This window comes from Bacillus sp. MHSD_36 (assembly GCF_030757775.1).
Classification (GTDB): domain Bacteria; phylum Bacillota; class Bacilli; order Bacillales; family Bacillaceae_G; genus Bacillus_A.
The window spans coordinates 316,944-340,074 of sequence record NZ_JAVBIS010000001.1 but is presented as its reverse complement, the minus strand read 5'-3'; the positions used below and the strand labels follow the sequence as shown (position 1 = coordinate 340,074).

At 33.9% G+C, this 23,131-nt stretch carries 29 protein-coding genes and 1 pseudogene; 5 read left to right on the top strand and 25 right to left on the bottom strand.

Going from position 1 to position 23,131, the window contains the following annotated elements:
- Positions 1 to 429: 429 nt before the first annotated feature.
- The 6 genes and pseudogenes from Q9B79_RS01805 to spxA form a co-directional block, all read right to left on the bottom strand.
- A pseudogene (locus Q9B79_RS01805) lies at positions 430 to 567 on the bottom strand (DUF3888 domain-containing protein); the annotation flags it as partial.
- A 7-nt stretch (positions 568 to 574) separates the two neighbouring features.
- Positions 575 to 910 carry an IDEAL domain-containing protein gene (locus Q9B79_RS01800; protein ID WP_000987469.1) on the bottom strand — a complete coding sequence of 112 codons (336 nt, stop codon included), beginning with the start codon at positions 908 to 910 and terminating at the stop codon, positions 575 to 577.
- Positions 911 to 1,037: 127 nt separating this feature from the next.
- The gene (saiR, locus tag Q9B79_RS01795) at positions 1,038 to 1,451 is read right to left on the bottom strand and encodes an Rrf2-family transcriptional regulator SaiR (RefSeq protein ID WP_306182389.1); all 414 of its coding nucleotides are present in this window, start codon (positions 1,449 to 1,451) and stop codon (positions 1,038 to 1,040) included.
- A 189-nt stretch (positions 1,452 to 1,640) separates the two neighbouring features.
- The gene (locus Q9B79_RS01790) at positions 1,641 to 1,775 is read right to left on the bottom strand and encodes a BA3454 family stress response protein (protein ID WP_000573532.1); all 135 of its coding nucleotides are present in this window, start codon (positions 1,773 to 1,775) and stop codon (positions 1,641 to 1,643) included.
- A gap of 110 nt (positions 1,776 to 1,885) precedes the next feature.
- Positions 1,886 to 2,020, bottom strand: a complete 135-nt coding sequence (locus Q9B79_RS01785) for a BA3454 family stress response protein (protein WP_106824588.1) — start codon at positions 2,018 to 2,020, stop codon at positions 1,886 to 1,888.
- Between the two features lie 47 nt (positions 2,021 to 2,067).
- Positions 2,068 to 2,463 carry a transcriptional regulator SpxA gene (spxA, locus tag Q9B79_RS01780; protein WP_000236189.1) on the bottom strand — a complete coding sequence of 132 codons (396 nt, stop codon included), beginning with the start codon at positions 2,461 to 2,463 and terminating at the stop codon, positions 2,068 to 2,070.
- Between the two features lie 469 nt (positions 2,464 to 2,932).
- Here spxA and Q9B79_RS01775 point away from each other — a divergent pair, with 469 nt between their 5' ends.
- Positions 2,933 to 3,277, top strand: coding sequence for a winged helix-turn-helix transcriptional regulator (locus Q9B79_RS01775; RefSeq protein WP_000860831.1), 345 nt, complete (start codon positions 2,933 to 2,935; stop codon positions 3,275 to 3,277).
- A 63-nt stretch (positions 3,278 to 3,340) separates the two neighbouring features.
- Here Q9B79_RS01775 and Q9B79_RS01770 read toward each other — a convergent pair whose 3' ends face one another.
- The 5 genes from Q9B79_RS01770 to Q9B79_RS01750 all read right to left on the bottom strand — a co-directional run bounded on the left by Q9B79_RS01770 (position 3,341) and on the right by Q9B79_RS01750 (position 7,723).
- Positions 3,341 to 4,078, bottom strand: a complete 738-nt coding sequence (locus Q9B79_RS01770; protein ID WP_306182388.1) for a GntR family transcriptional regulator — start codon at positions 4,076 to 4,078, stop codon at positions 3,341 to 3,343.
- 31 nt (positions 4,079 to 4,109) lie between these two features.
- A complete protein-coding gene (locus Q9B79_RS01765; protein ID WP_306182387.1) occupies positions 4,110 to 5,171 on the bottom strand; it encodes an oxidoreductase in 1,062 nt (353 codons plus the stop codon).
- Between the two features lie 212 nt (positions 5,172 to 5,383).
- A complete protein-coding gene (locus tag Q9B79_RS01760) occupies positions 5,384 to 6,556 on the bottom strand; it encodes a cyclopropane-fatty-acyl-phospholipid synthase (protein WP_306182386.1) in 1,173 nt (390 codons plus the stop codon).
- 308 nt (positions 6,557 to 6,864) lie between these two features.
- Positions 6,865 to 7,191 carry a winged helix-turn-helix transcriptional regulator gene (locus tag Q9B79_RS01755; protein WP_000816333.1) on the bottom strand — a complete coding sequence of 109 codons (327 nt, stop codon included), beginning with the start codon at positions 7,189 to 7,191 and terminating at the stop codon, positions 6,865 to 6,867.
- A 190-nt stretch (positions 7,192 to 7,381) separates the two neighbouring features.
- Positions 7,382 to 7,723 carry a winged helix-turn-helix transcriptional regulator gene (locus Q9B79_RS01750; protein WP_000860823.1) on the bottom strand — a complete coding sequence of 114 codons (342 nt, stop codon included), beginning with the start codon at positions 7,721 to 7,723 and terminating at the stop codon, positions 7,382 to 7,384.
- A 429-nt stretch (positions 7,724 to 8,152) separates the two neighbouring features.
- Here Q9B79_RS01750 and Q9B79_RS01745 point away from each other — a divergent pair, with 429 nt between their 5' ends.
- Both Q9B79_RS01745 and Q9B79_RS01740 read left to right on the top strand, forming a co-directional pair.
- Complete coding sequence (locus Q9B79_RS01745) at positions 8,153 to 9,163, top strand: aldo/keto reductase (protein WP_131100344.1); 1,011 nt, start codon at positions 8,153 to 8,155, stop codon at positions 9,161 to 9,163.
- Between the two features lie 80 nt (positions 9,164 to 9,243).
- Positions 9,244 to 9,660: an SRPBCC family protein gene (locus tag Q9B79_RS01740; RefSeq protein ID WP_000951533.1), complete on the top strand. Its 417-nt coding sequence runs from the start codon at positions 9,244 to 9,246 to the stop codon at positions 9,658 to 9,660.
- 160 nt (positions 9,661 to 9,820) lie between these two features.
- Here Q9B79_RS01740 and Q9B79_RS01735 read toward each other — a convergent pair whose 3' ends face one another.
- From Q9B79_RS01735 to Q9B79_RS01715, 5 genes are all read right to left on the bottom strand, one after another.
- On the bottom strand, positions 9,821 to 11,146 hold the full coding sequence (locus Q9B79_RS01735; RefSeq protein ID WP_306182385.1) for a S8 family peptidase: 1,326 nt from the start codon (positions 11,144 to 11,146) through the stop codon (positions 9,821 to 9,823).
- A 368-nt stretch (positions 11,147 to 11,514) separates the two neighbouring features.
- The gene (locus Q9B79_RS01730) at positions 11,515 to 12,081 is read right to left on the bottom strand and encodes an SGNH/GDSL hydrolase family protein (RefSeq protein WP_306182384.1); all 567 of its coding nucleotides are present in this window, start codon (positions 12,079 to 12,081) and stop codon (positions 11,515 to 11,517) included.
- Between the two features lie 15 nt (positions 12,082 to 12,096).
- Complete coding sequence (locus Q9B79_RS01725; protein WP_306182383.1) at positions 12,097 to 12,924, bottom strand: MBL fold metallo-hydrolase; 828 nt, start codon at positions 12,922 to 12,924, stop codon at positions 12,097 to 12,099.
- A gap of 25 nt (positions 12,925 to 12,949) precedes the next feature.
- Positions 12,950 to 13,507, bottom strand: a complete 558-nt coding sequence (locus Q9B79_RS01720; RefSeq protein ID WP_306182382.1) for a DUF7010 family protein — start codon at positions 13,505 to 13,507, stop codon at positions 12,950 to 12,952.
- A gap of 27 nt (positions 13,508 to 13,534) precedes the next feature.
- Positions 13,535 to 14,374, bottom strand: a complete 840-nt coding sequence (locus tag Q9B79_RS01715; RefSeq protein ID WP_306182381.1) for a phosphotransferase — start codon at positions 14,372 to 14,374, stop codon at positions 13,535 to 13,537.
- Between the two features lie 175 nt (positions 14,375 to 14,549).
- On the opposite strand from Q9B79_RS01715, the gene Q9B79_RS01710 reads away from it, so the two are divergent.
- A complete protein-coding gene (locus Q9B79_RS01710; protein WP_000801653.1) occupies positions 14,550 to 14,759 on the top strand; it encodes a hypothetical protein in 210 nt (69 codons plus the stop codon).
- 113 nt (positions 14,760 to 14,872) lie between these two features.
- Here Q9B79_RS01710 and Q9B79_RS01705 read toward each other — a convergent pair whose 3' ends face one another.
- The 7 genes from Q9B79_RS01705 to Q9B79_RS01675 form a co-directional block, all read right to left on the bottom strand.
- Complete coding sequence (locus tag Q9B79_RS01705; protein WP_306182380.1) at positions 14,873 to 15,772, bottom strand: PhzF family phenazine biosynthesis isomerase; 900 nt, start codon at positions 15,770 to 15,772, stop codon at positions 14,873 to 14,875.
- 11 nt (positions 15,773 to 15,783) lie between these two features.
- The gene (locus Q9B79_RS01700) at positions 15,784 to 16,560 is read right to left on the bottom strand and encodes a GNAT family N-acetyltransferase (protein WP_306183305.1); all 777 of its coding nucleotides are present in this window, start codon (positions 16,558 to 16,560) and stop codon (positions 15,784 to 15,786) included.
- The gene (locus Q9B79_RS01695; RefSeq protein ID WP_306182379.1) at positions 16,557 to 17,261 is read right to left on the bottom strand and encodes an SDR family NAD(P)-dependent oxidoreductase; all 705 of its coding nucleotides are present in this window, start codon (positions 17,259 to 17,261) and stop codon (positions 16,557 to 16,559) included. Before Q9B79_RS01695 ends, Q9B79_RS01700 begins: the two co-directional genes overlap by 4 nt.
- Positions 17,258 to 17,821: a GNAT family N-acetyltransferase gene (locus Q9B79_RS01690; RefSeq protein WP_000775375.1), complete on the bottom strand. Its 564-nt coding sequence runs from the start codon at positions 17,819 to 17,821 to the stop codon at positions 17,258 to 17,260. Before Q9B79_RS01690 ends, Q9B79_RS01695 begins: the two co-directional genes overlap by 4 nt.
- 182 nt (positions 17,822 to 18,003) lie before the next feature.
- Positions 18,004 to 18,552, bottom strand: coding sequence for a GNAT family N-acetyltransferase (locus tag Q9B79_RS01685; RefSeq protein WP_000985519.1), 549 nt, complete (start codon positions 18,550 to 18,552; stop codon positions 18,004 to 18,006).
- A gap of 165 nt (positions 18,553 to 18,717) precedes the next feature.
- A complete protein-coding gene (locus Q9B79_RS01680) occupies positions 18,718 to 20,220 on the bottom strand; it encodes a class I adenylate-forming enzyme family protein (protein WP_306182378.1) in 1,503 nt (500 codons plus the stop codon).
- Between the two features lie 134 nt (positions 20,221 to 20,354).
- The gene (locus tag Q9B79_RS01675) at positions 20,355 to 20,888 is read right to left on the bottom strand and encodes an NAD(P)H-dependent oxidoreductase (RefSeq protein WP_025991632.1); all 534 of its coding nucleotides are present in this window, start codon (positions 20,886 to 20,888) and stop codon (positions 20,355 to 20,357) included.
- Positions 20,889 to 21,012: 124 nt separating this feature from the next.
- Between Q9B79_RS01675 and Q9B79_RS01670 the strand changes: the two genes are divergently transcribed.
- Positions 21,013 to 21,336: a winged helix-turn-helix transcriptional regulator gene (locus Q9B79_RS01670; protein ID WP_001072984.1), complete on the top strand. Its 324-nt coding sequence runs from the start codon at positions 21,013 to 21,015 to the stop codon at positions 21,334 to 21,336.
- A gap of 193 nt (positions 21,337 to 21,529) precedes the next feature.
- Here the strand turns inward: Q9B79_RS01670 and Q9B79_RS01665 are convergent, their stop codons facing one another.
- On the bottom strand, positions 21,530 to 22,330 hold the full coding sequence (locus tag Q9B79_RS01665; protein ID WP_306182377.1) for an ABC transporter ATP-binding protein: 801 nt from the start codon (positions 22,328 to 22,330) through the stop codon (positions 21,530 to 21,532).
- Between the two features lie 299 nt (positions 22,331 to 22,629).
- Positions 22,630 to 22,905: an ArsR/SmtB family transcription factor gene (locus Q9B79_RS01660; protein WP_000662957.1), complete on the bottom strand. Its 276-nt coding sequence runs from the start codon at positions 22,903 to 22,905 to the stop codon at positions 22,630 to 22,632.
- Positions 22,906 to 23,131 lie beyond the last annotated feature (226 nt).

Below are 23,131 nucleotides of genomic sequence, written 5' to 3'. Positions count from 1 at the left end.
GTATATAATTTTATATGGATAATAAGTTACAGTTAGCACGAAACCCTTATTCCTATAGCTTAAAACCGAATGAATTAGCATAAAATACAGTCATATATTACTTATTCAAGTTAGTCATTATAAAGATACTTATATTCTTCTTTTTCAAAAAAATTTATTTTAATTCAAAAAGATATTCTAATAAATAATTAATGTGGTTAAAAAGAAATATCTTTTTGAATGTACCAACCAATTTTCAGGATATATATTATCTACATTGCATTCATATACATTTTTAGGAAGCTACCTTTTTACTTGATGGCAATAAGAGGACCGCTAACATTTTACAAAAACCTACGCTAAACGCAAAAATACAATAAGCTGCCCATATCGGGCAGCTTATTTACATAACAATTGTTATCAGAGGTGTGCAAACAACTCAATGCAAGGTCATCTTAATTCGAGTTTTTTTAACTCTTCTTCAGGAATATCTCTATGTTTGTAATGAATCGTTTTTACATCATTTCCTTTTATGCGAAAAGTAATTATGTCCTCTCCATAAGGCGGATTGTGTGCATCCTCAAAAGTTTAAATTTTAAAATCCCTCATTAACCAGCTCTTTTATCGAGTTTAATTTTGAAGAAAGCTCGATAAACCATTCTTCGTCCCCTGTTAATAATGCAAGGTCTATCAGATAAAGGATTTGCTCCTTATTGATTACCTTTGATTCAGGGAGTTTGTTAACATGTTTACTGAAGAGTAAAATCGCTTCGTTTATTGTGTACTTATCGTCACGTTTCACAATACTAACTGTAACTACATCTTCCACTTCATCAAGTGATACAATGTAGCCAACTATGAATTCGCCCTCATTTGATATTCCACGAACCCAATCTCCTACTTTTAAAACTTGATTATTATTTGACATCATACTTTTTCACCTTCTTATAAAAATTTTTTGTGGCGATAAAAAATAAATAAAAACGAAATTAAACTGTAATATTTTTCATTACATTTCAATAATAAGAACTTACGGCTCTATATAACAAGTAAGCCACTTAACGTTCTTGATTGATAAGATCAACAACTTCTTTCATTGTATAGTTCTTTAAATATTCACCTAGATGTTCTTCCGCACCTAAGAAAATAGTGAACAGCACTTTTCGCATGTTTGAACCTACAATACACTGATCATTTGATTCAGGACACTTAGGCTGCAACGCACCTTCAGAGGTTATCTGATATATATGCCAGAGGCTAACTTCACTTAAATCTCGAGCGAAAATAAAACCGCCACCAGTCCCCTCTTTCGATTGTATAAACTTATGTTTTTTTAACAAACTTAGCACTTTGCGAATGCGTACTGGATGAACACCTGCACTTTCTGAAATAGCATTACTTGTTGACATCCTGTCTGGCTGTAAAGCTAAATAAGTTAAACTGTGTATGGCCAAAGTAAAGTCGCTGCTCATTGTTTTCCTCCTACGATCAAAAATATTATTTCTCCTATATTAACATACTGTAGCCATAAATATTACAGATTGGTTAGAACGTTAAAACATGTGGAATACTTCTTGCCATAAAAAATTAATTCCCTTATATTCTATCTGGTCCCACCTATATCTGATAACTTCATTTAGCTTTTTAAGTTGGAAATAAAATTAAACACTCCACTGTTTCTTCACTTGTTCTTCTGCCAATTGTTTAATTTTTGTCCATATCGTATCTTTACTTACAATAACATTTGTTTGATAATTTCTATCATTATAATTAACTGTAACACATACTTCAATCATCTTCTGCTTCCTCCTTTCAAGAAAATTTCTTATTTATATTTAATACCTGAAAAATTTTGAATTTAGTTATAATCTCTAGCATATAACTTCATTTTTTTAAATAATTAAGTTTAAAAACCCCACTGTTTCTTCACTTGTTCTTCTGCCAACTGTTCAATTTTTGTCCAAATCATATCTTTGTTCACAATGACATTTGTTTGATAGTTTCTATCTTTATAATTAACTGTAACGCATACTTCTATCACCTTCAGTTTCCTCCTTTCAAAAAATTCCTCTTTCATACTATTACTTATTAATTAGCCAACTTTTGCAGTTCAATGTTTAAAAATGTTCGGACGCTACGTGGTAAAAATTTGCGAATTTCTTCTTCGTTAAAACCAATTTGCAATCTTTTTTCATCCAGCATAATCGGGCGACGCAACATTAGTGGATGCTCAATTATTAATGTATAAAATTCATTTAGCGAGAGCTCATCAATATTTATATTTAAGTCCTGAAAAGTTTTGGATCTCGTTGAAATAATTTCAGTAGCCCCCTCTTCAGTTAAACGAAGAATCGATTTAAGCTCATCAACTGTCATAGAATTTGATACGATGTTTTTTTCAATATAATCAATTTGATGCTCTTCAAGCCATGCTTTCGCTTTTCGGCATGAAGCACAGCTTGCTGTTGTATATAGAATCACCATATTTAACTCACTCCTTTAATGTTATTAAACGTACATTTTAAATATCGGTTATTGAAATGTATTAAAAAAAATTACAGTTTAGAATCAAATACACGCAATATTATCTTTTCGAGAATATTTAATTTATCTACATTTTAAAGACGATAACAACTCACTTCTAAAAACTATACTGTAATTTTAAACTTTACAGTTCTATTAATCAAATGTTAAGTCTTGGATATATTCTATTGAACGGAACAAATTATTTGTTTTATATGAATGTCCCTATAGTGTTACGCTAACCAATTCCCAATGTACTTTAAAGTACATTTTATTCATTTCTTGCTTACATGTGCTATTATGAAATATATTTAACATAATAAAAAGTACGCACTTTAAAGTATTATAGGTACTAAAAAGTAATAATTTTAGCACGAAAACAAATGTAACCCCAAAACGGCAATCTAAATTCATCAAAGGAGGTTTTTTTATGAAGACATACAATATTCCTGTGGAGGCGACTTTAGAAGTTATTGGCGGAAAGTGGAAAGTTGTTATCCTTTGTCATTTAAAAAAAGGAACAAAAAGAACGAGTGAATTAAAACGTTTAATGCCTGGTATTACGCAAAAAATGTTAACGCAACAATTACGGGAACTAGAAGAAGATGGTGTAATCCAAAGGAAAGTATATGACCAAGTACCACCAAAAGTAGAGTACTCTTTAACGGATTACGGTTCGTCTTTAGGAGCTATACTCGATTCCCTCTGTTCCTGGGGAGAAGTTCATCTTGAAAAAACCGGGAACACATCCATGCTGATTACAGCAGATGAATAATAGCTGTTCCTACTATATTGAAGACAGAAAATAGGTTGAGGCAATACGTGCCCCAACCTATTTTTATGCCTCTTTATAACTTTTTGCAGTAATAACTGTTTCAAATTCAAAAGTTTCTGGCAGATGATCGGCATAAGAGTATTCAAAAGTTCGTCCATCCGTTAAATAGGCCACCTGTTCCACTCTCATTAGGAAATCTTGATTTGTTAAGTTCATAAACTGCTTTTCTTTATCATCTGGGCGAATTCCTTTGACCCTTACAACGGATGTTCCCACTTCAAGACCTAGTTTATTTTGAATGTGCGAGTAAATCGATTCCTCTAAAACAGAAACCTCAACACCTGGAATGACCGAAATGGGCATCCATGTATGCTCCATAATTGTTGGGATACTGTGAATGATACGGAGGCGAATGATTTTATATACAAAATCCCCTACTGAAATGCCCAATTTTTCAGCAATGATATCCTCGGCTCCGACAATCGTAAACTCGATAATTTTACTTTCTACCTCACTGCCATAAACTGCTTTCGTACCTGTTAAAGTTTGAATCATTCGTGCTTTTTCCTGTTGACGCCAATCTTGAACGACTGTTCCACTTCCACGCCGGCGGATGATATATCCGTCTCTAACTAACAAATCCAGCGCTTTTTTAATAGTAAGGACTGAAACACCAAATTCTTCAGCAAGGACGGGACTGCTCGGGATTTTTTCATTAATTTTATATTCACCATCTAAAATTTGTTGTTTAATTTTTTGGTAAATGCCGAGGTATTTTACTTGTGTTGATCCACTTGCCACTTCCCAACCTCCTTTTATATTTAACTACCTTCTATTCATTCCAATTTAAAGCTTCAAGTTTGTATACTGAAGGTGATGGCGCAGCAAATCCGTTTTCTAAGATTTCAATATTCGTTACCGCTTCTTCGTCTTTCACAAGTTTTGGTGCACCATTTACGATTGTTTCATACGCTGCATCATAAAAACGACCGTAATCACCAAGCGGCGTTTTAATTTGTTTTTCGATCCAATCACCGTTTGCATTGCGATATTTAGCAACTCCATAGTACATTGGCGAATCTTCACCAAATCCTGCACTCTCAGGCATAATACCCGCTTTTAGATCGTTTTCCTGCTGATCTTCACCGTATTTAATAAACGATCCGTTTGTTCCATGAACGATAAAGCGCGGATAATCTTTCGCTACAACATGGTTCGTTTTCAGCTTAATTTTCAGCTGATTTCCGTAATGTAGACTAACATCAAAATAGTTATCAACTGCACCTTCCACTTCGTTATTACGAATATCGTATGTTACCGTATCTGGACGGCCAAATAGTGAAATCATGCGGTCCATCGTATGAATACCTAAACTGTAAAATGACCCTTCTTCTTTTGGAGCTTCATGAGAGATTGAACCAGGACGGAAATAATCAATATGTGATTCAACCTCAACAATATCACCAAGGAATCCTTGTTCGACAACTTGCTTCACAGCTAAGAAATCACCATCAAAACGACGGTTTTGATAAGGCATAACTACTACACCTTTCTCTCGTCCTAAAGCTAATAATTCTTTCGCATGTTCAACTGTATCGCAAAATGGTTTTTCAACAATAACTGACTTCCCAGCAAGTATAACTTTTTTCGCTAATTCGTAATGCGTATGTGCTGGCGTACAGACCGTCACCACTTGAATTTCTTTATCATTCAACAATTCATCCAAATCAGTAGTGAAAATAACACCTTTTTCCTTATATGGAGCCGCTAATTCTTCATTAATTTGGCGAGCAAAAATCGTTTTTACTTTTATATTTTCACGTGTATTTACATACGGTAAGTGATAACGGTTAGCTGATTTTCCAAATCCAATAAAGCCCATTGTTAATGTCATATTCTTCAACTTCCTTGCTCATATATTTTTGTTTCTATACTTATTATATATTTTCATTATCAAAAGTATATAGTTTTAAAATTATATATCAAAAAAGTCGAGATGGAAATCATTTTCTGATTCCCATCTCGACTTTACGTTATAGACTTATGTCCTACCATCAGTTTTATTTACATTCGATGACTAGTAGATAGCTACTTGGTTACATACTCTTATTCATACATATAAGAACGTGTCATCGGAATTGTATCGTTAATACCTTTTGTAAATACAAATTGATGTAAATCAATATTACCTGTAAAGAACGAAGCTGCACATGCATTTAAATATAAGCGCCACATACGAATGAATCGCTCATCTTTCGTTTTGCGAACTTCCTCCAGTACGTTTTCAAAATTCCGGGCCCAATGTTGTAATGTTTTCCCGTAATGTCTGCGTAAGCTTTCCACATCAACAATGAAAAATTGTTCGTTTGTCATGTTCGTGATTAATTCGTTAACAGCAGGAACATATCCGCCAGGGAATATATATTTTTCAATCCAACCATTCGTAGCACCACCATTGGCCGGGGAAGTAATACAATGAAGTAGAGAAATCCCACCATCATTTAGTAGTGCATTCACTGTCTCAAAGTATTGCGTAATGTTGTCTTTTCCTACATGTTCAATCATACCTACACTAACAATTTTATCAAATTTACGATTCTTAATATCGCGGTAATCAAGTAAAGATACTTCAACTAAATCCGTAAGTCCCTCTTGTTTAATTCGCTCGGAAGTCTTAGCATATTGTTCCTCACTTAACGTTACCCCCATCGCTTTCACACCGTACTGCTTAGCGGCAGCTGTAATGAGTTCACCCCACCCGCAACCAATATCTAATAATGTATCACCTTTTTTAAGGTTCAACTTTTTCAAAATATGATTCACTTTATTATGCTGAGCTGTCGTTAAAGAATCTTGCTCATTTTGGAAATACGCACAAGAATATGTCATTGTTTCATCAAGCCATAATTTATAGAAATCGTTCCCAATATCGTAATGATGAGCAATATCATCTTTATTTTTTTGTTTTGAGAAATTCCATTTACTTTTGAAATATTGCAACTTACTATCACCTAAAAAGCTATCCTGCCTTTTATAAATTGATTGAATTGCTTTTTCAAGATTCCCTTCTATTTCAAGGTCCCCATTCATATATGCTTCACCAAATGCAATAGACGGATCCTTAGCAAGCTCTTTTTTTGAAAGTGGCTTATGGAATGTTACATGAAATTGAGGTTCCCCTTCTCCATATTGTATTGTTTCTCCATTCCAAAGTGTAATTTGAACTGGATCTGAAAAAAGATTTTTGAGTATTTTTTTATAAAAAAGTTCTTCAACCATATAAACATCTCCTACTAAAAAATTGAACAAAAAACTATTCTAGTTAATAAGTCTTTTTGAACATAGCTTAAAACCGTTATGACTTCTTACTACGAGTGTCATTATAAAACGGTTATATTATGAAGCATAGTACGTACTTTAAAGTGATGAAGGCACTTTTAAGTACCTATGAAAACTTTAATCAATTATTCATCACGGCTAAAACAGTTGTTAATATGGTATGGATCCTTACTTTTACTTTCTAAATTTTCACACTAAAAAACACTACCTCATCAATAGGTGGTGTTTCAATATTACATATATAGATTTCATTTAACTTTACTATTTTTTCTATCTATGCATCGTTCTCCCCATACGGTCAATTGATTTAATACATTTTGCAAAGACCACCCATAATCAGTTAAGGAGTATTCTACTCTGGGTGGAATTTCTTTATAGATTTCACGTGTAATCACACCATCATCTTCTAGCTCACGTAATTGTTGCGTCAACATTCTAACTGAAATTTCAGGAATTAGACGCTGCAACTCGCTCGTTCGCTTCGTTCCTTTCGTTAAGTGACATAAAATGACGACCTTCCACTTTCCCCCGATAATTTCTAAAGTTGCTTCTATCGGTATATTATATTGTTTCACACGATTTCCCCTCCTTTTTTCTAAATTTCTTCTCTATTGTTGCCTAAAAACAAATAATTTTCTATACGGCACATTTTAGTTCCTACAGCACTAAAAAGTACCTATATTACAAAAAAGTAATTATGCCGCTTAAAAATATTCCTATATACAAAAAGAAAAACGAACGTATTCTCGTTCGTTTTTTTCTTGTTTATTCTGCTGTAATGAGCATAGACGTGTTGCCATTCTTTTCAAGATGATGTTCTCCCCAGTTACAAAGAGAATCGAGTATAGCATCTAAAGAATGACCGTATTCCGTTAACGAATACTCTACTTTTGGCGGCACTTGGTTATACACTTTTCTCTCGATCACACCGTCTTCTTCTAATTCACGTAATTGTTGCGTTAACATCTTTTGTGTAATACCAGACATTAATTGTTTTAATTCGCACGTTCTCTTTTTGTCTTTCTTTAAATGACAAAGGATTACTACTTTCCACTTTCCACCGATAACCTCTAAAGTCGCCTCTACAGGAATATTGTATGTTTTCATATAAAAATCTCCTTTAATAATGTTATAAGGCAATTAAGCTAAAGATTTAAATATTACTTTTAAGTATCTATAGCACCTTAAAGTACGTACTTTTTATTGTATTAAACATGTTTCATAATAGCATACGTAAACAGCAGATGAGTAGTACGGCACTAAAAAGTACCTGTATTACTTTTTAGTATCTATATTACTTTAAAGTACGTACTTTTCATTATGTAAAATACATTTCATAATAGCATTTGTAAGAGTTGAGTGAGTCATGCAGTGTTAGAAATTACCCATGTTATCTTTTAGTGCTAACGTACTTTTTTAACTGTTTATATACTTTTATCATGCCTTTTGTCAGACGATGAAATGACATGTTTTCATTTTCACATCCATTCACAATGATGAATTAATTTTTAAATACATTTTAGGGGGATATTTATAATGAGTAAATTACTAAAAGAAAAAATTGGTTTTGGTACAGCACCACTAGGAAATATGTACCGTAATATTCCAGAAGAAGAAGCAATCGCTACAGTGGATGCTGCTTGGGATAATGGCGTTCGTTACTTTGATACAGCTCCACTTTATGGATCTGGCTTAGCGGAGATTCGTCTTGGTGAAGCACTATCAAAAAGAAATCGTGATGATTACTTTTTAAGCACAAAAGTAGGTCGAACGATTTCAGATGAACTAGAAGATCCATCTGCACGTGATTTAGGTGAAAAAGGCGGACTTTTCGAATTTGGCCGTAAAAATAAAATGATCAATGATTATAGCGCAGATGCAACACTTCGTTCTATCGAGCAAAGTTTGAAACGTTTAAAAACAGATCGTCTAGACTTTGTTTTCATTCATGATTTAGCACAAGACTTTTATGGTGATGAGTGGATTTCACAATTTGAAACAGCTCGAACAGGAGCATTCCGTGCACTAACACGTTTACGTGAAGAAGGTGTAATTAAAGGCTGGGGGCTTGGAGTAAACAAAGTAGAATCAATTGAACTTATGCTTGATTTAGAAGAAGCGAAGCCAAATATATCCCTATTAGCTGGTCGTTATTCATTATTAGATCACGAGCGTGCCTTGCAACGAGTAATGCCCGCAGCTGTTAAGCATAATATGGATATTGTTGTTGGTGGCCCATATAGCTCAGGTATTCTTGCTGGAGGTGCTCACTTCGAATATCAAAAAGCATCACCAGAAATTATTGCAAAAGTTGAGAAAATCAAAGCTCTTGCAGATCGTCACGAAATCAGTATCAAAGCTGCTGCATTACAATTTTCACTAGCGAATCCAGCAGTTGCTGCAGTTGTTCCTGGTGCAAGTAAACCGGAACGAATTGTAGAAGACCAAAACGCCTTAAATACAGTAATTCCAGCAGCATTCTGGGAAGAAATGCGCGAACAAAAACTAGTAGCACCTAATGCACCACTACCAATCAACGTAAAATAATAATGAAACTTTAATCAGTGGGAGCATCCCCCACTGATTATTTACCCGTAAATACCGGGATGAAAAGGAGCATAATGAATATGGCACATACTACTACATCTATGGAAATTTTCGGTTCACCTGAACAAGTATGGCAATTAATCGGAGGTTTCAACTCCCTTCCAGACTGGTTACCATATATACCTAGCAGTAAATTAACGGAAGGCGGTCGTGTACGTCACCTAGCTAATCCAGATGGTGACACGATTATAGAACGATTAGAAGTATTCAATGAGAAAGAACGATACTACACGTATTCAATCATGAATGCACCATTTCCAGTCACTAATTATCTATCTACAATCCAGGTGAAAGAAGGTACTGAAAGTAACACATCGGTAGTAGAGTGGTCTGGTACGTTCACTCCTGTAGAGGTTAGTGATGAAGAGGCAATTAATCTGTTTCATGGTATCTATAGCGATGGGCTTAAAGCATTGCAACAAGCATTTTTAGATTGATTCGTGTAATTGATTGAGACGAAAAAGTTAATTAACAGTCAAATATTCGATTTTGTGGTTAAGTTCATTATGAAAGATAAACAAATACAAATTTCATGCACGCTTGTTAATGACAAGAAATAAAAAATACTACCTCCAAATGGAAGGTAGTATTTTTTTATTAATCTGGAAAAACAATTAATCCCTCTTCTTTTTCTTCCTGTTTTAAATCTTCTTCTGGGAAGGTTACAGTTGAATTTTTATCCTCTGTTCTTTTTATTTCTTCACCTGGAAATATCATAGGATCATTGGTAGTCAAACCACTATGAAATCCAAGGTTAGACAAAATCGCTTTTAAATCTGGTAAAACTCCTATTTTATCAGACGATGGGTTATTAGACTTTGTTCCTGTATTTGGGTTACTTAAAATTGCTCTCAATTCTTTTGGTGTATATGTCTTACCTAAATGTTCTTTAGCAATCCCTTGAATCGATACAGCAGCCCCAGCAATTATAGGAGAAGCGCTAGAAGTACCACGAAAATTAGAAGTATAACGATTAATTATGTTGTGATCTGTAACCTTTTGTCCTTTACTATTTTGATTTTGATATGTATCTAATGTATCAACATACTCTCCCCAACCATATACATCAATTCTACTACCATAGTTAGAGAAAGCTAAACGTTTATGAGGAACTCTTGCAGTAGATGCTCCAACTATGATAGCTCCTGAATCTTTAAAGTCTTGACTGTTTCGATTTAAAATCTGTTTACCATTACGGTCTTTAAATTCATCTAAATCAATCCCACCATTACCAGCCGCCTCTACAATAATAATGCCTTTATCTGTACCTTTGCGAATGGCGTTAAATATACTCGGGTACACTTCTACTGGTAAAGGGTTATCTCCATATCCATCATATTTAAAGGATTCTTCTATTAATAAAACATCTCCAGCCTGTAAAGAATCTACGGCACTTAAAATAGCATCTCTTACATCAATTCTCCCATTATCTCGGATCACTGAAATTACTTTCGCCTTTGCTTTTGGTGCAATCCCAATGTTCCCAATCCCATTGTCAGCTGCAGAAACAACACCTAGAACTGAAGTACCATGAGAAAGATCATTACTCATTTTTCCAGACATAAATTCAATATTTTGACCGACTAAATCTTCATGATTTAATAACCAGCCTTCTTCCAAATCTACAAAAGTTGCTCCTTGGCCATCTCCCCCTTTAATCCCCCAAGCATAAGGGGCATTAATTCCTAATGGTGCCTCTTCAAGATATCCCTGTCTTGAAAATCTAGGTTCATCATAAGGATTGACTGATAATACAGGCAATCTCGAGCCAGTTGTTGTATTTATACTTTTATTAGAACGAACTTGTATTTTACTAGAATCGTCATGAGCAGCATGTACTGTATTTGTTGCAAATGTCGTACCTACCCCAGCAAAAGTTGTAATTGCAAGTGATGATATCAACATACCTTTAAAATTTTTCATTTTTCCACCTCTAGTTTTCTATTAGAAATAACATATTTAATAATGTGTATGAACCAAAAACATTTTATCTTATTATAAAAATTAATAGATTTTTATAACTTTTTGATTTACATAAAAACTCCCTTCATTCTTGTAATTCAATATGTACATTTTAAAACAACAAACTTACTGTAACCATTATAGTTACACTATTACTGATTTTCAACTACGAAATATAAATTTTTAAAAATAAATTTATACTACTTTATAACAGAGCTAACCTTTTAGGCATAAAAAAACAAAATATCTGTGCAAATTGCAGCGGTGAATAAGTTTATAGATTGCAAAAAAACGAGAAAAAGCAAAGCACCCACCCACTGCTTTGCTCCTTATAAAATCCCTTTTAACTTTTCACCAATTAACTTCGCTACATACTCATACCCTTCTGGTCCAAAGTGTAGCCCATCTCTTTCATCATTTTCTACAAACCTTTTATAATTCCGTTCTTGAATCATTTCAGCATACAAATTTAGAAAATAGCTTCCTGTTTCTTTCGCCACTTCCTCTACCACGTCTGCATACTGACCGAGTACTTCATTTGTTCTATTATGCTGTCTTTCTTCATCAACTGGTGCAGGACTAATCAGTAGTACTTTATCTGATGAAAATTGGTTCACAATCTTCTCTAAATTTCCTTTATATGCTTGTAATGATACTTGAGAAAAAGAAACTGCATCATTCGTACCAAGAAAAACTGTTACGAAATCTGGTTTATATGATATTACATCTTCTTTAATCCTTTTTAACGCATCAAAAGTATTATCACCTGGAACACCTGCATTCACTACTTTCCAATTCGGAAACATCTCTCGCAAACGTGGTGTTAACCTCGGCGTTCCATTGAAAAACATTTCATCAGCTGTAATACTATCCCCAAAGCATACTAACGTTTTCATTAAGCTACTCTCCTTTTACGTATGAAACAACTTTCCTTCTATTGCTTTTATATATCTTTCAGCAGAACGTTCAACTGCCTCATTTGCATTTTCTTTTACTACTCGATGAAAAGCGTTGTATAAACGATTAAACTGTAACGGCTTCACTCGATTCACCATTTCTTCCACTTTTCTCGCTGGTAATGGAATTAAGTTTGGATAGCTGTACATAAAGCTTACCCATCGTTCATCCGCTACAACTTGAATAATATCACCTGTTAACAAAATTCCTTTTCCATCATTACCTTCTTCCCAATGTAAGACAGATCCACCTTTAAAATGACCTCCTAAACGATGAATGACCAATCCATCAGCTAATTGTAAAGACTCACCAGACCAATAAATAATACGACTACTCGGACGCATTACCCACTCTTTATCATCTTCGTGTATATAAATTGGTACATCAAATGTCTCTGCCCATTCTACTTGCGTTGAATAATAATGAGGATGAGACAAGGCAATTGCATCTAATCCGCCAAGCTCTTTTATTTTCGCAATTGTCATTTCATCTAAATAAGTAATACAGTCCCATAGTAAACGATATGATTCTGTTTTCACTACATATGCCGTTTGACCAATCGCAAATCCTGGTTTTGTTGTAATACTAAAAAGCCCATTTTCCTCTTCGATTATTTCATTTTTATATGTATCACTTGTTTGTAAGCTTTCTAGCGTCGTCCAAGACTGCCCTTTCGGATTCACATATTGTCTCTCTTCATCACAAATATGACAACTCACTGGTTCTTCTACACCCGCTGCATACTGCACGCCACACGTTGTACAAACGAAATTTTTCATCATAATTTCCCCTATCCCTCTATTTTTATTAAGCTGATTTTTGTTGATAATGATCTGCTTTTTTATTTTCAATTAATAAACTGATAAAAGTAAGTAAATAAACAGCTGTAACTGACAATGGAATTACAGTAAATCCTTTTTCTGCAAAAAGAATCCCGCAAACTGACGTTACGAATACAGTTCCTACTGACAATAAAGCATAACTTTTACTTTCATAAATCCATACGTACGGGATAAAATGAACACCTATTAACATCGCTACTACAAAAGGTAACCATTCTGGAAATTGAAAATAGGCAAGTAATACAAGCGGAATATTCAATACATTTATCCCACCAATTAATCCTGCCAAAACCCCTAACGGATTTCCTTTCGCAAACATATCAATTTTCAATATAGCAGCTATCATTAAGCCGAAAGGAAACACACATCCCATGCCGATTAAATATACCCACACCACTTGTTTTTCAGAAAGAGCAAAACCCATTATACTCATAACTATCCAAAATAAAACACCAGCTAATATAATCGGTAATCCTCTCTTCGTTTTGATTGCTAAATCCTTTTTCGCTTCTGCAACATTCATCTCACCATCTCCCCAAAAATATTTGTACTATAAAGTCACCTCAACCTCGCTCATCCAATAACGCCAAGCTGCTAAATAATCTTCTAAATCTTTCGGGTGGTGCCGTAAACATGTATCTATACGCAAATATAATCCTATGACTATTTCTTCATATAAATCACTTTCTTTTTTATGAAATACACACTGTTTCATCGCATAATGAATTGTTTCTTTTGTTACATCTTCCGGGGTTGAACAGAATGCATAAATTAAATCGTATATAGGATCTCCTAACACTGGTAAAGGATCAATTACACCATGCAGCTTATTCTCTTGAAATATAAAATTATGGAATCCAAGATCACCATGTAATAAAAACGGCTGATTTATTCCAGCGTCCCTATTTGCTAACTTAAGAACCATTCTATACTCTTCTTCACTTATGTAACATTTTACATTTTCATGAGCTTCCATCACATTTGTCGTTAAAAATTCATTCCAAGATTGAACCGGACTTTTTTTCCATCCCCAGACATCTACATCTGAAACTATTTCATACTTATTAATAACTTCTTTTACGAGTGTACGAAGCGTACTTCGTTTATGCCCTTGTTCGCAAGAAGTACTACCTTCAAGAACAGAATACACAATATACGTATGGAAAGGTTCCTTATACAAAAGCTTTGAAAACAAAGTATTCCCCTCATAAAAAGAAAGAAAATGAGCTTCTTCCCGTATTACTTCCGCTTCATTCAGCTTTACAACATATTTTCCGTCCAACAAATATACTGTACTTGTCGTTCCTCCGTTCAACACTTTTATACTATTTGGATAATGTGAAATCACGTTCTCCTTAACTAGTTGTGCCGCAATTATTGAAATGTCCATTCCCTCACCCTTTAATCTCGAAGATTCCCGCAATTCAAAAGACAACTTTACTATTATTTGACAAACAAATAGGAAATCCCTTCAAAAATCTTAATATAACAAAAAATCACTTACTTTTATATTTCATAAATAAGGAAATACTAACAATAACGTTACATACATATAGGAGGACAATATGAAACCTGAATTTTTAAAAGCTGTACATGATGCCATCGGAAATGTCGAACACATTCATATAGAGGAAAGCGGTGCTGACAGCTTACTTATCCATCATGATGATGCACAGCAGTTACAACAAGTCGCTAAAACATTAGAAAACAACAATTTCCGCTCTGCTTTAAGAACAACTGGAGATGCTTCGTATATTGAAGTATTGAACCGATAATGAAAGTCCGGATGTATGCCGGGCTTTCTTTTTTATCCCACTATTCGCTGGGCAGCCCGATTGGTGAGGGCTGATAATCAGTGGGGATGCCCCCCACTGATTAAAGTTTCACTTTATATTATAACTTCAAATTCTTTCACATATACCGCTGTTCCAGCAATATCTATTTGTAACTTCTCATTTTCTACATCTTTCGTTACATATACCGTTACACGACCATCTTTATGTATTTCTTGACCTTGTTCAACGATTAACTCCATTTCATGGTCAAAATCTTTTTCCAAATACGTCGCATAATACGCTCCCATTACACCTGAAGCTGTTCCTGTCACTGGGTCTTCTATCGTTCCAGCGTAAGCTGATGAAAAATGCCGGCCGTGCATTTGTGCTAGTTCATCATAAGTTTCTAGACAAATTGGGTGAATAGAAGCATTAGGTATTTCTTTTAATACTGATGGAAATGCAGCATTATTAGGTTTCATTCTCTCACACGCATCTAGATTTTTAATCGGTACAATTACAGTCCAATTACCAGTACTTCCATATACAATCGGTAAACTTACATCTAAATCATTTACTTCTAAACCGATACTATGAGCTAATTCTTCTTTTGAACCTATAAATTCTTTAAACTGAGGTGTTGCCTGCCTCATTTTAATAAAGGTTTCTCCATTTTCATTTACACCTATTTGTATCGGTAAAATCCCAGCCTTAGCTTCAATCGTAAGGTTACTTTTCTCTTCTAATAAACCTTTTTCGCGCAAGGCATATAGCGTCCCTACTGTCCCATGACCACATAAATCCATTTCAAAACCAGGTGTAAAGTAGCGCATTCTTATATCTCCTACTTCTGAGGAAAGAACAAAAGTTGTTTCGTTATATCCAACTTTTTCAGCAATAATTTGCATTTCCTCTTCCGTTAATCCATCTGCCTCTAATACAATACCTGCTGGATTACCCATATTCGGTTTATTCGTAAATGCGTCATAATGAAATACGTTTATAGTCTTCATTTTCTTTTCTCCTAACCTTCTTTAAAAATTTTATAATAAAGCTCTATCTCCGTTTTCAACGAACAATTATTTCTCCAAAATATTCTCTGCATCTTTTCATTTGAAGTATGTGTGCTTCCGATGTAATAAGTAGCCCCTATTTCCTTTAACATATGTAAAGATTGAAGATGCAGCCGGGAAGCAATTCCTTTCCCACGATAATAAGGCATTACCCCAAAATAAAATAATCGTCCTTCACTTTCTGTTCCAGTTTCTATATGCGGTATGGACATACCAATCGGCTCATTTTTATCATAAAAAACAATACATGACTTTTCCCAACCCTTACCTAACTCTGTTTGTACAGAATAAAAATGTTCATCGATAGTTAAAATTGAAGTTTGATTCCCTGAACCCGACATACATTGTTCCCAAATATATTTAAAATCTTTTTCCGATAACGTTCCTTCTGCTATTGATCGATATGTATATTGTCTTTCAAGCTCTTCTATATTGTTCAATTCTCTACATACTTCTACCTTTGCTGCGTGCAAAGAAAAACCGGCATCAAGTAACACTTTTACACTTGTGCTATAACTACTAAACCTCTTATTTAATACAATACTCGCTCTTTTTAACTCCCAGTTAAAACAAATTTCTTCAAATCTACTTATCTTCTCTTTATAAGTTTGTACGTTATAAAAGGCATCTTCTTCTATCTCTTCAATCGTCAATGCATTTGGTAAGCCATTTAATACTTTTTTCGAGGGACCAAATAAATTCTGAATAATTGTAAGATCGTATATCACCACTTTAATTCACCCACACCTGGCTCAATAAACTTCCCTGAAACATCCTCATTCGAATCTATTACCCAATCATATATATTTTGCGCTCCTTCAGCCCGAGTCATATTCGCATCAAAAGCACCAATGTCAGTCTTTAATTTTCCAGGGTGAATGGCAGTTACACGAATTCCTTTATCTTCAAACTCTTGTTGCAGACAAAGCGTTAACATATTTTGTGCAGCTTTAGCAATTCGATATGAATATGAGAACTGACCTTGCGGAAACTCTTTGTTCGCCATTTTATGCAATGAACCTAACCGAGAGGACACATTTATGATTCTCGGATGATCCGATTTAGCTAAAGCCATATATGTACCTTTTACAGCTCGAATTACACCTAAGCAATGAATATTAAATAAGCCCGTTAACTCTTCTGAATTTGTATGTAAAACCTCAGTCTCCTTCCCAGTAATTCCTGCGTTATTTATAACTAGATCTATATACTCTGTATATTCCTCAAGCTGGTTTTTCATTTGCTCCGTACTCTCATCAATCGATAAGTCTGCCAATATAGGAAAACATCTGCAACTAAACATTTTCTTCAATTGTGTTAACGCAACCTCAGTTCTAACTAACGGATAAACGATATGTCCATTTTCATGAAACACTTTTACTAACTGTAACCCTAATCCGCGATTTCCACCTGTAATTAGAACTCTCATATATTCATCTCCTTATTTTTAAAATAAATAAGAAAATCCATCCACTTACCATTCTCTAATGAAAACGCCTCTCTCTTGCATTCAAAAGAAAAACCGGCTCTTTCCGCAAGACGAACGGATGGCTCATTATCAACACGTATATGTAATTCGATTCTATGAAAATGAAGACGATTAAAAAATAACGATACTGCAGCTTTCACACTTTCCATGCCATATCCGTTTTTCCAGTATTGATTATGTATGGAATATCCCATCATCGCCCATTGATAGTCCATACGTAAAATTTTAATCAGCTCTAGCTTACCAATATTAGCTCCGTCTTCTTTACGAAAAATACCTAATACGTACATCTCATCTCGATGCGCTGCTTCATCAAAGCCCCTTATCCATTCCGTGAACCATTCTTTTGTTGATGATGCCATAACTTGATAACCATCATCATATTTATACTGCGATGGTAACCTCTTATTAAATCCATCTAACCAACTTTCATAATCATCATTTTGGAACGGACGGATCATCAGTCTCTCTGTCTCTACCTGTAATAGCGGCAGCTTCATTTACATCTCTTCCCTTGATTAATGTTTGAATATTCTTTATTATCTTACACAAAATGAAAAATCTAGTAAATTATTATGTTTTTGATAAACAAGGTCCTGTTAAACTACAATATTAATTTTTGAGAAATACAAAAAGGAAACCCTGTTCTGAAGGGTTTCCTTTTGTCATCACACTACCAGACTTATCTGTGATTTAAAACCTTGTATTCTGTCTTTAATATTCCATACACATCAACATCTTCATATGTATTTAATAAAAGTCTATTTTGTCTCAACGTGCCTTCTTTACGTAAGCCCGACTTCTCCAACACCTTAATCGATGATCGGTTTCTAGAAATGGCAGATGCCCAAATTCTATTTAAACCTAATTCGATAAAGCCAAATTGAATCATTCTGTTTACAGCCTCAGTTGCAAAACCCTTTCCCCAATAATTCTTACCAATCCAATAACCAAGTTCACCTCTATTGTTACCCTTGTCAATTCTTAGTGTAATTGTACCTACAATTTCTCTTGATTCTTTAGAGACAATTCCTAAAGGATATTCGATTCCTTTCCTTATAAGTTCTGGTTGCATATCAACCCAATCTTGCGCGAACTCTAATTTATATGGGTGTGGAAGCCCAAGAATATTAGCTAATTCCTTATCATTAGCTAACTCTTTAATTCTAAACACGTCATCATTAGTAAAAGGTTCTATACATAAATGCTCAGTTTCTAATTTTATAGCCATAGTTTCTCCCCCTAGTACTGAAATTAGTTAGCTCCCTTTATTTTCAATATTACACTAAAAAAACATAAAAGGTTTTAAATATTTACAATATCCACCAACAGAATCATAAACAAAAAATCCAGTTATGCTTTATACATAACTGGATTCCTCATCATTTAATCGTTTTTATTTTACAAGTATATTTTCTCTTAGTTCCCTTTTCAGTACTTTCCCTAAAGCATTTTTCGGTAATTTGTTCATAAATACAACTTTGGGTATTTTATAGCTTGCTAGTTTTTCTTTACAATACTGTATAATTTCTTCTTCTGTTAAAAACGTTTGCATGTCTTTTACAATGTACGCTGTCGGAACCTCTCCCCAAAAGTCATCTGGAACTCCAACTACTGCAACTTCTAAAACACCATGTATTTCATGAATAACATCTTCTACTTGGTCTGGATATACATTGTCACCACCACGTATAATAACGTCTTTATATCTTCCCATTATGTGCAGGAATCCGTCGTCATCTATCATACCTGCATCACCCATGTTAAACCAATTATCTTTTACTACCTTCTTTGTCGCCTTTTCATTATTCCAATACCCTTTAAACATGTATGGACTTCTTACATGAATCTCTCCAACTTCATTTGTTTTTAGTTCATCGCCTGTTTCTGGATGAACAATTTTTACCTCTACATTTTTCAATGTTTTTCCTACAGAAGACATCTTTTCTTTTCCCATCATTGGATGCCATGATGTTACGACCCAACCTTCTGTACTACCATAGCCTTGCACCATATAGATTCCTTTTTCCATATATTTTTGGATGAGTGTTTCTGGCACTTTTGTTCCACCGCTTTGTGCTACTTTAAAAGTAGAAATGTTACGTTCTTTTTTATTTAGTTCATCAAGCATATAGCTATAAACAGCTGGGAATGCAAGCATCGTAGTAATTTTCTCTTTTTCAATCTTATCCCAAATAAGAGTAGGATTCGAATCAGCTAAGAAGATCATCGTAACACCATGATAAATACAATTTAAAATAGAAAGCACACCACTCATATGAAACAATGGATGCACGGATAAAAAGCGTTCACCTGCTGGAATTTCTCTTTGTCCCGCAATCTCTGCAAAATATTGATGTAAGTTTTTATGTCCAATTACACATGCTTTTGCCTGTCCAGTCGTTCCCGAAGTAAATAAGTAAATGGCATCATCCTCTTCATGCACTTCTACGTTCGGTTCTGTCGTTGGTTGTTTTTGCAACTCTAATTCAAATGAACCAAAGCCTTCTTTTGTCGTTTGAATTACACAAGGAATTTCTTTAACAGCATCAACCTTTAATAACACTTCACTAAATTCTTCATCAATAACTAACACTTTTAATTTCGCTTCTTTTACAATCGTTTCTAATTCATAAACAGTAAGCTGGTGATTTAACGGAATAAATACCGCTCCAATTTTTAAACTTGCCATCATAACGCTTGGAAATGGGTGATTATTTTTGCATAGTATTCCTATACGATCTCCTCTTTGCACACCGTTTTGTAACAAGTAATGTGCAAGCTGATTTACTCGTTCATTATATTGCTGAAACGAATATCTTTTCTCCCCCCCTACAAGCGCTTCCAAATTTGGTGATTGCATTGCTCTTTTTTGTAGTAATTTTTGCATCGTTCTCAAGTAAAACTCCCCTTTATATATGTTAGGTTTTTTATTTTACCAGATTAACTATTAATTTACTAAAGATTACACTTAGTGAATATAAGAAGAATATAAAATAGCCATTTACTTCACAAGTAAATAGCTATTTTTCATTATATATTAGAATACTTCTTGTTCATTACATATTGCACATACTCAGGTGCACTTTTATCAATCTCTTCATCACTTAATTTATATTCGGCACCATATAAATAAAATGAAGGTATAAATTTCATGTCTGTATATAAGCAAGTAGCTTGAAATGGTTTCGTTAACTCATCCATCGTAATTCCGCTATTTTCATAATCTTTTTCTAATCCACCTATAGAAATAGCTACACCAAACTCTTTTCCCTTCACTTTATCCCCTTTTGATCCGTACGCAAATCCATATGTCAATACATCATCAAACCATTTTTTTAATAATGGCGGTGAACTGTACCAGTAAAGCGGAAATTGGAATATATATCTGTCATGTTCTACTAATAACTTTTGCTCTTCTTCAATATTAAACTCCCAGTTTGGTGCCACTTTATATAATTCATGCACCGTAATTTCATCTGAATGTTTCTCAAGTTCTTCTATCCATCTTTTATTAATTTTTGATTTTTCAATATGAGGGTGTGCTACAATTACAAGTGTTCTCATCATTTTCCATCCCCTTTATAAATGAATCAATCCTTTACATATTAGTATGAATGCATTACATATAATTGAAAAGTACGTACTTTCAGGTGCTATAGGAACCTTGAGGTACCTTTGGAGGTGTTATATGAATCAAAATGATAACTGTCCAATTGCAACGACGCTCGATGTAATCGGTGGAAAATGGAAAGTTCATATTTTATGTGTTTTGATGGATGGAAAAATGCGAACAAATGAAATCCGACGAGAAATCCCAAACATTACGCAAAAAGTTCTGACTCAACAACTTCGGCAACTTGAAGCAGATGGGATTATCCATCGTACTGTATATCAAGAAGTACCACCAAAGGTTGAGTACACAATAAGCGAATACGGGAAATCTTTAATGCAAATTATGAATGAACTATTTGAATGGGGAAAAGATCATCAGCTCAAAAGATTACATGACTAAAAAGGCACTATATACTTCGTTTAATCCTCAATGTTTATATTTTGTGTTTTTATAAATTTTATTTTTATCGTTTTTGGGCTAACTTGTTTTCTTAGATTGATGGACGTGACCCCACATCCATCAATCTAAAAAGATATAATTAGAAAAATGAGATTTCTATACAATTTCGCATATAAACACTACTTCTGCCTCATTAAACACTTGCCCGACTTTTTCTAATCTCAATTGTACGTAAACTATAAAGGAGCACCCCTAAGCCAAGAATTTTTTCATTATTAGACGCATTAGAACCTAAGGTAATAGTAGGTACATTTAAACCCATAAATCTTTCACTCCATTCTATAGGCATATATCCCTGCTTACCAATTGCTAATGTACGTCCATCTATTGTACGGAGAGTACTTTGAATAAAATCAAACTCAACTTCTACATCTGACAATTTTGTGGCTTTATTTGTCATCAAAGTACCACGTATCATAGTAAATCCTTGTATCATTTTTTCTTTAAACATACCAATTTGGTTATAATTCGAGTCATAAATTACCCAATCATATCCGTCCACTTCAGTATGAAAATAAGCTAGAATTTCCCCGCTACTCGTTTCTAATCCGTAAACATCTTTATTATGTAAAAAGGGTATTACTGAAAAAAGAATATTTGATGAAACCATCTTTGTTCCTGCTATATACTTACCATCAGGATGATATAAACCAAATTGCTTGTTTCGTTTCGGTAATTCTAATACAACCAAAGTATCAACATCCCAAAATGTTGCATTACTTTTTATCATATTCTTTTGTATCAACTTTCCTTTTCTTGACTGCCAAAATCCAATTCCAAAAAAGATAGAAGCAGCGATAACAAAAAAGATAAACTGCCCCCAATTAATATGTCCCCAATCTTCATATACAGCGCATAAAGCAAGAATAAAAATACCCGTCCCAATTAACAGTTTCATCTTTCCTTTTCGCTTATAGTAATCAAATAATTCCATTTCTATATCCCCCATTTCTGTTCCCCAACTATTAATATATCAAAAACATAGAATGCCCTCTATTCAAAAATATAAGTTCTTCCACTGTCCACTTCATTGGAAACAAAGTGATAGTCGGCCTTTTGAGCTCAAACTTCTGAGAAAGAATAAAAGCAAAATCAATATTTTTATATTTTAGAGATAATACCATATCACCATCAAGCTAATAAAAAGATACTCCTTAAAAATAAAAAACGCTATTCTCTCTGTAAAATCATAGAAAAGAATAGCGTTTCTTATTTTGAAATAGAAGTCAGCATTTAAACTAAACATGCTAATATTGATTTTGTGCGATTGTCAGTTACTTCATAATAAATTTCTAATCCTTTCCGAGTACCTGTAACCATTTTAGCAGCTTTTAATTTAGATAAATGTTGACTAATTGTACTTTGAGGCATTTCCAAATCACCATACATTGTTGTTACATTAGTAGGACCTTTTGCAAGCATTATTTTTACTAATGATAAACGGACAGGATGCGCCAATACCTTTAGTACTTCAGAGATTTCTTCAAACATTTCTTTTTGTTCTTTCATCTTATTGCTCCCCTTTTATATATATATTTATGTTATCCATATATATAATTCGAAGGTATATATGATTTTATGTCCGTCATTTAAAAAAAATATAAAAAAACTTTTTTCCGAAACTAAGGGAGTATCTTCACATAATGTCTCACTATTAGAACTCTTATAGATACAGATGTATGTACTCTACACTCAGCTCACTAAAATCAATAAAAAAGAGAGCAGATAATCTGCT

What these genes read in the sequence shown, in the direction of transcription:
- Q9B79_RS01745 (WP_131100344.1), top strand. Translation starts at nt 8,153, where the DNA reads ATGAGTAAATTACTAAAAGAAAAAATTGGTTTTGGTACAGCACCACTA.
- Q9B79_RS01660 (WP_000662957.1), bottom strand. Translation starts at nt 22,905, where the DNA reads ATGAAAGAACAAAAAGAAATGTTTGAAGAAATCTCTGAAGTACTAAAG.
- Q9B79_RS01725 (WP_306182383.1), bottom strand. Translation starts at nt 12,924, where the DNA reads ATGATGAAAAATTTCGTTTGTACAACGTGTGGCGTGCAGTATGCAGCG.
- Q9B79_RS01675 (WP_025991632.1), bottom strand. Translation starts at nt 20,888, where the DNA reads ATGAGAACACTTGTAATTGTAGCACACCCTCATATTGAAAAATCAAAA.
- Q9B79_RS01775 (WP_000860831.1), top strand. Translation starts at nt 2,933, where the DNA reads ATGAAGACATACAATATTCCTGTGGAGGCGACTTTAGAAGTTATTGGC.
- Q9B79_RS01800 (WP_000987469.1), bottom strand. Translation starts at nt 910, where the DNA reads ATGATGTCAAATAATAATCAAGTTTTAAAAGTAGGAGATTGGGTTCGT.
- Q9B79_RS01670 (WP_001072984.1), top strand. Translation starts at nt 21,013, where the DNA reads ATGAATCAAAATGATAACTGTCCAATTGCAACGACGCTCGATGTAATC.
- Q9B79_RS01715 (WP_306182381.1), bottom strand. Translation starts at nt 14,374, where the DNA reads ATGGACATTTCAATAATTGCGGCACAACTAGTTAAGGAGAACGTGATT.
- Q9B79_RS01790 (WP_000573532.1), bottom strand. Translation starts at nt 1,775, where the DNA reads ATGATTGAAGTATGTGTTACAGTTAATTATAATGATAGAAATTATCAA.
- Q9B79_RS01735 (WP_306182385.1), bottom strand. Translation starts at nt 11,146, where the DNA reads ATGAAAAATTTTAAAGGTATGTTGATATCATCACTTGCAATTACAACT.
- spxA (WP_000236189.1), bottom strand. Translation starts at nt 2,463, where the DNA reads ATGGTGATTCTATATACAACAGCAAGCTGTGCTTCATGCCGAAAAGCG.
- Q9B79_RS01760 (WP_306182386.1), bottom strand. Translation starts at nt 6,556, where the DNA reads ATGGTTGAAGAACTTTTTTATAAAAAAATACTCAAAAATCTTTTTTCA.
- Q9B79_RS01690 (WP_000775375.1), bottom strand. Translation starts at nt 17,821, where the DNA reads ATGAAGCTGCCGCTATTACAGGTAGAGACAGAGAGACTGATGATCCGT.
- Q9B79_RS01685 (WP_000985519.1), bottom strand. Translation starts at nt 18,552, where the DNA reads ATGGCTATAAAATTAGAAACTGAGCATTTATGTATAGAACCTTTTACT.
- Q9B79_RS01720 (WP_306182382.1), bottom strand. Translation starts at nt 13,507, where the DNA reads ATGAATGTTGCAGAAGCGAAAAAGGATTTAGCAATCAAAACGAAGAGA.
- Q9B79_RS01730 (WP_306182384.1), bottom strand. Translation starts at nt 12,081, where the DNA reads ATGAAAACGTTAGTATGCTTTGGGGATAGTATTACAGCTGATGAAATG.
- Q9B79_RS01740 (WP_000951533.1), top strand. Translation starts at nt 9,244, where the DNA reads ATGGCACATACTACTACATCTATGGAAATTTTCGGTTCACCTGAACAA.
- Q9B79_RS01665 (WP_306182377.1), bottom strand. Translation starts at nt 22,330, where the DNA reads ATGGAATTATTTGATTACTATAAGCGAAAAGGAAAGATGAAACTGTTA.
- Q9B79_RS01710 (WP_000801653.1), top strand. Translation starts at nt 14,550, where the DNA reads ATGAAACCTGAATTTTTAAAAGCTGTACATGATGCCATCGGAAATGTC.
- Q9B79_RS01750 (WP_000860823.1), bottom strand. Translation starts at nt 7,723, where the DNA reads ATGAAAACATACAATATTCCTGTAGAGGCGACTTTAGAGGTTATCGGT.
- Q9B79_RS01765 (WP_306182387.1), bottom strand. Translation starts at nt 5,171, where the DNA reads ATGACATTAACAATGGGCTTTATTGGATTTGGAAAATCAGCTAACCGT.
- Q9B79_RS01695 (WP_306182379.1), bottom strand. Translation starts at nt 17,261, where the DNA reads ATGAGAGTTCTAATTACAGGTGGAAATCGCGGATTAGGGTTACAGTTA.
- Q9B79_RS01705 (WP_306182380.1), bottom strand. Translation starts at nt 15,772, where the DNA reads ATGAAGACTATAAACGTATTTCATTATGACGCATTTACGAATAAACCG.
- saiR (WP_306182389.1), bottom strand. Translation starts at nt 1,451, where the DNA reads ATGAGCAGCGACTTTACTTTGGCCATACACAGTTTAACTTATTTAGCT.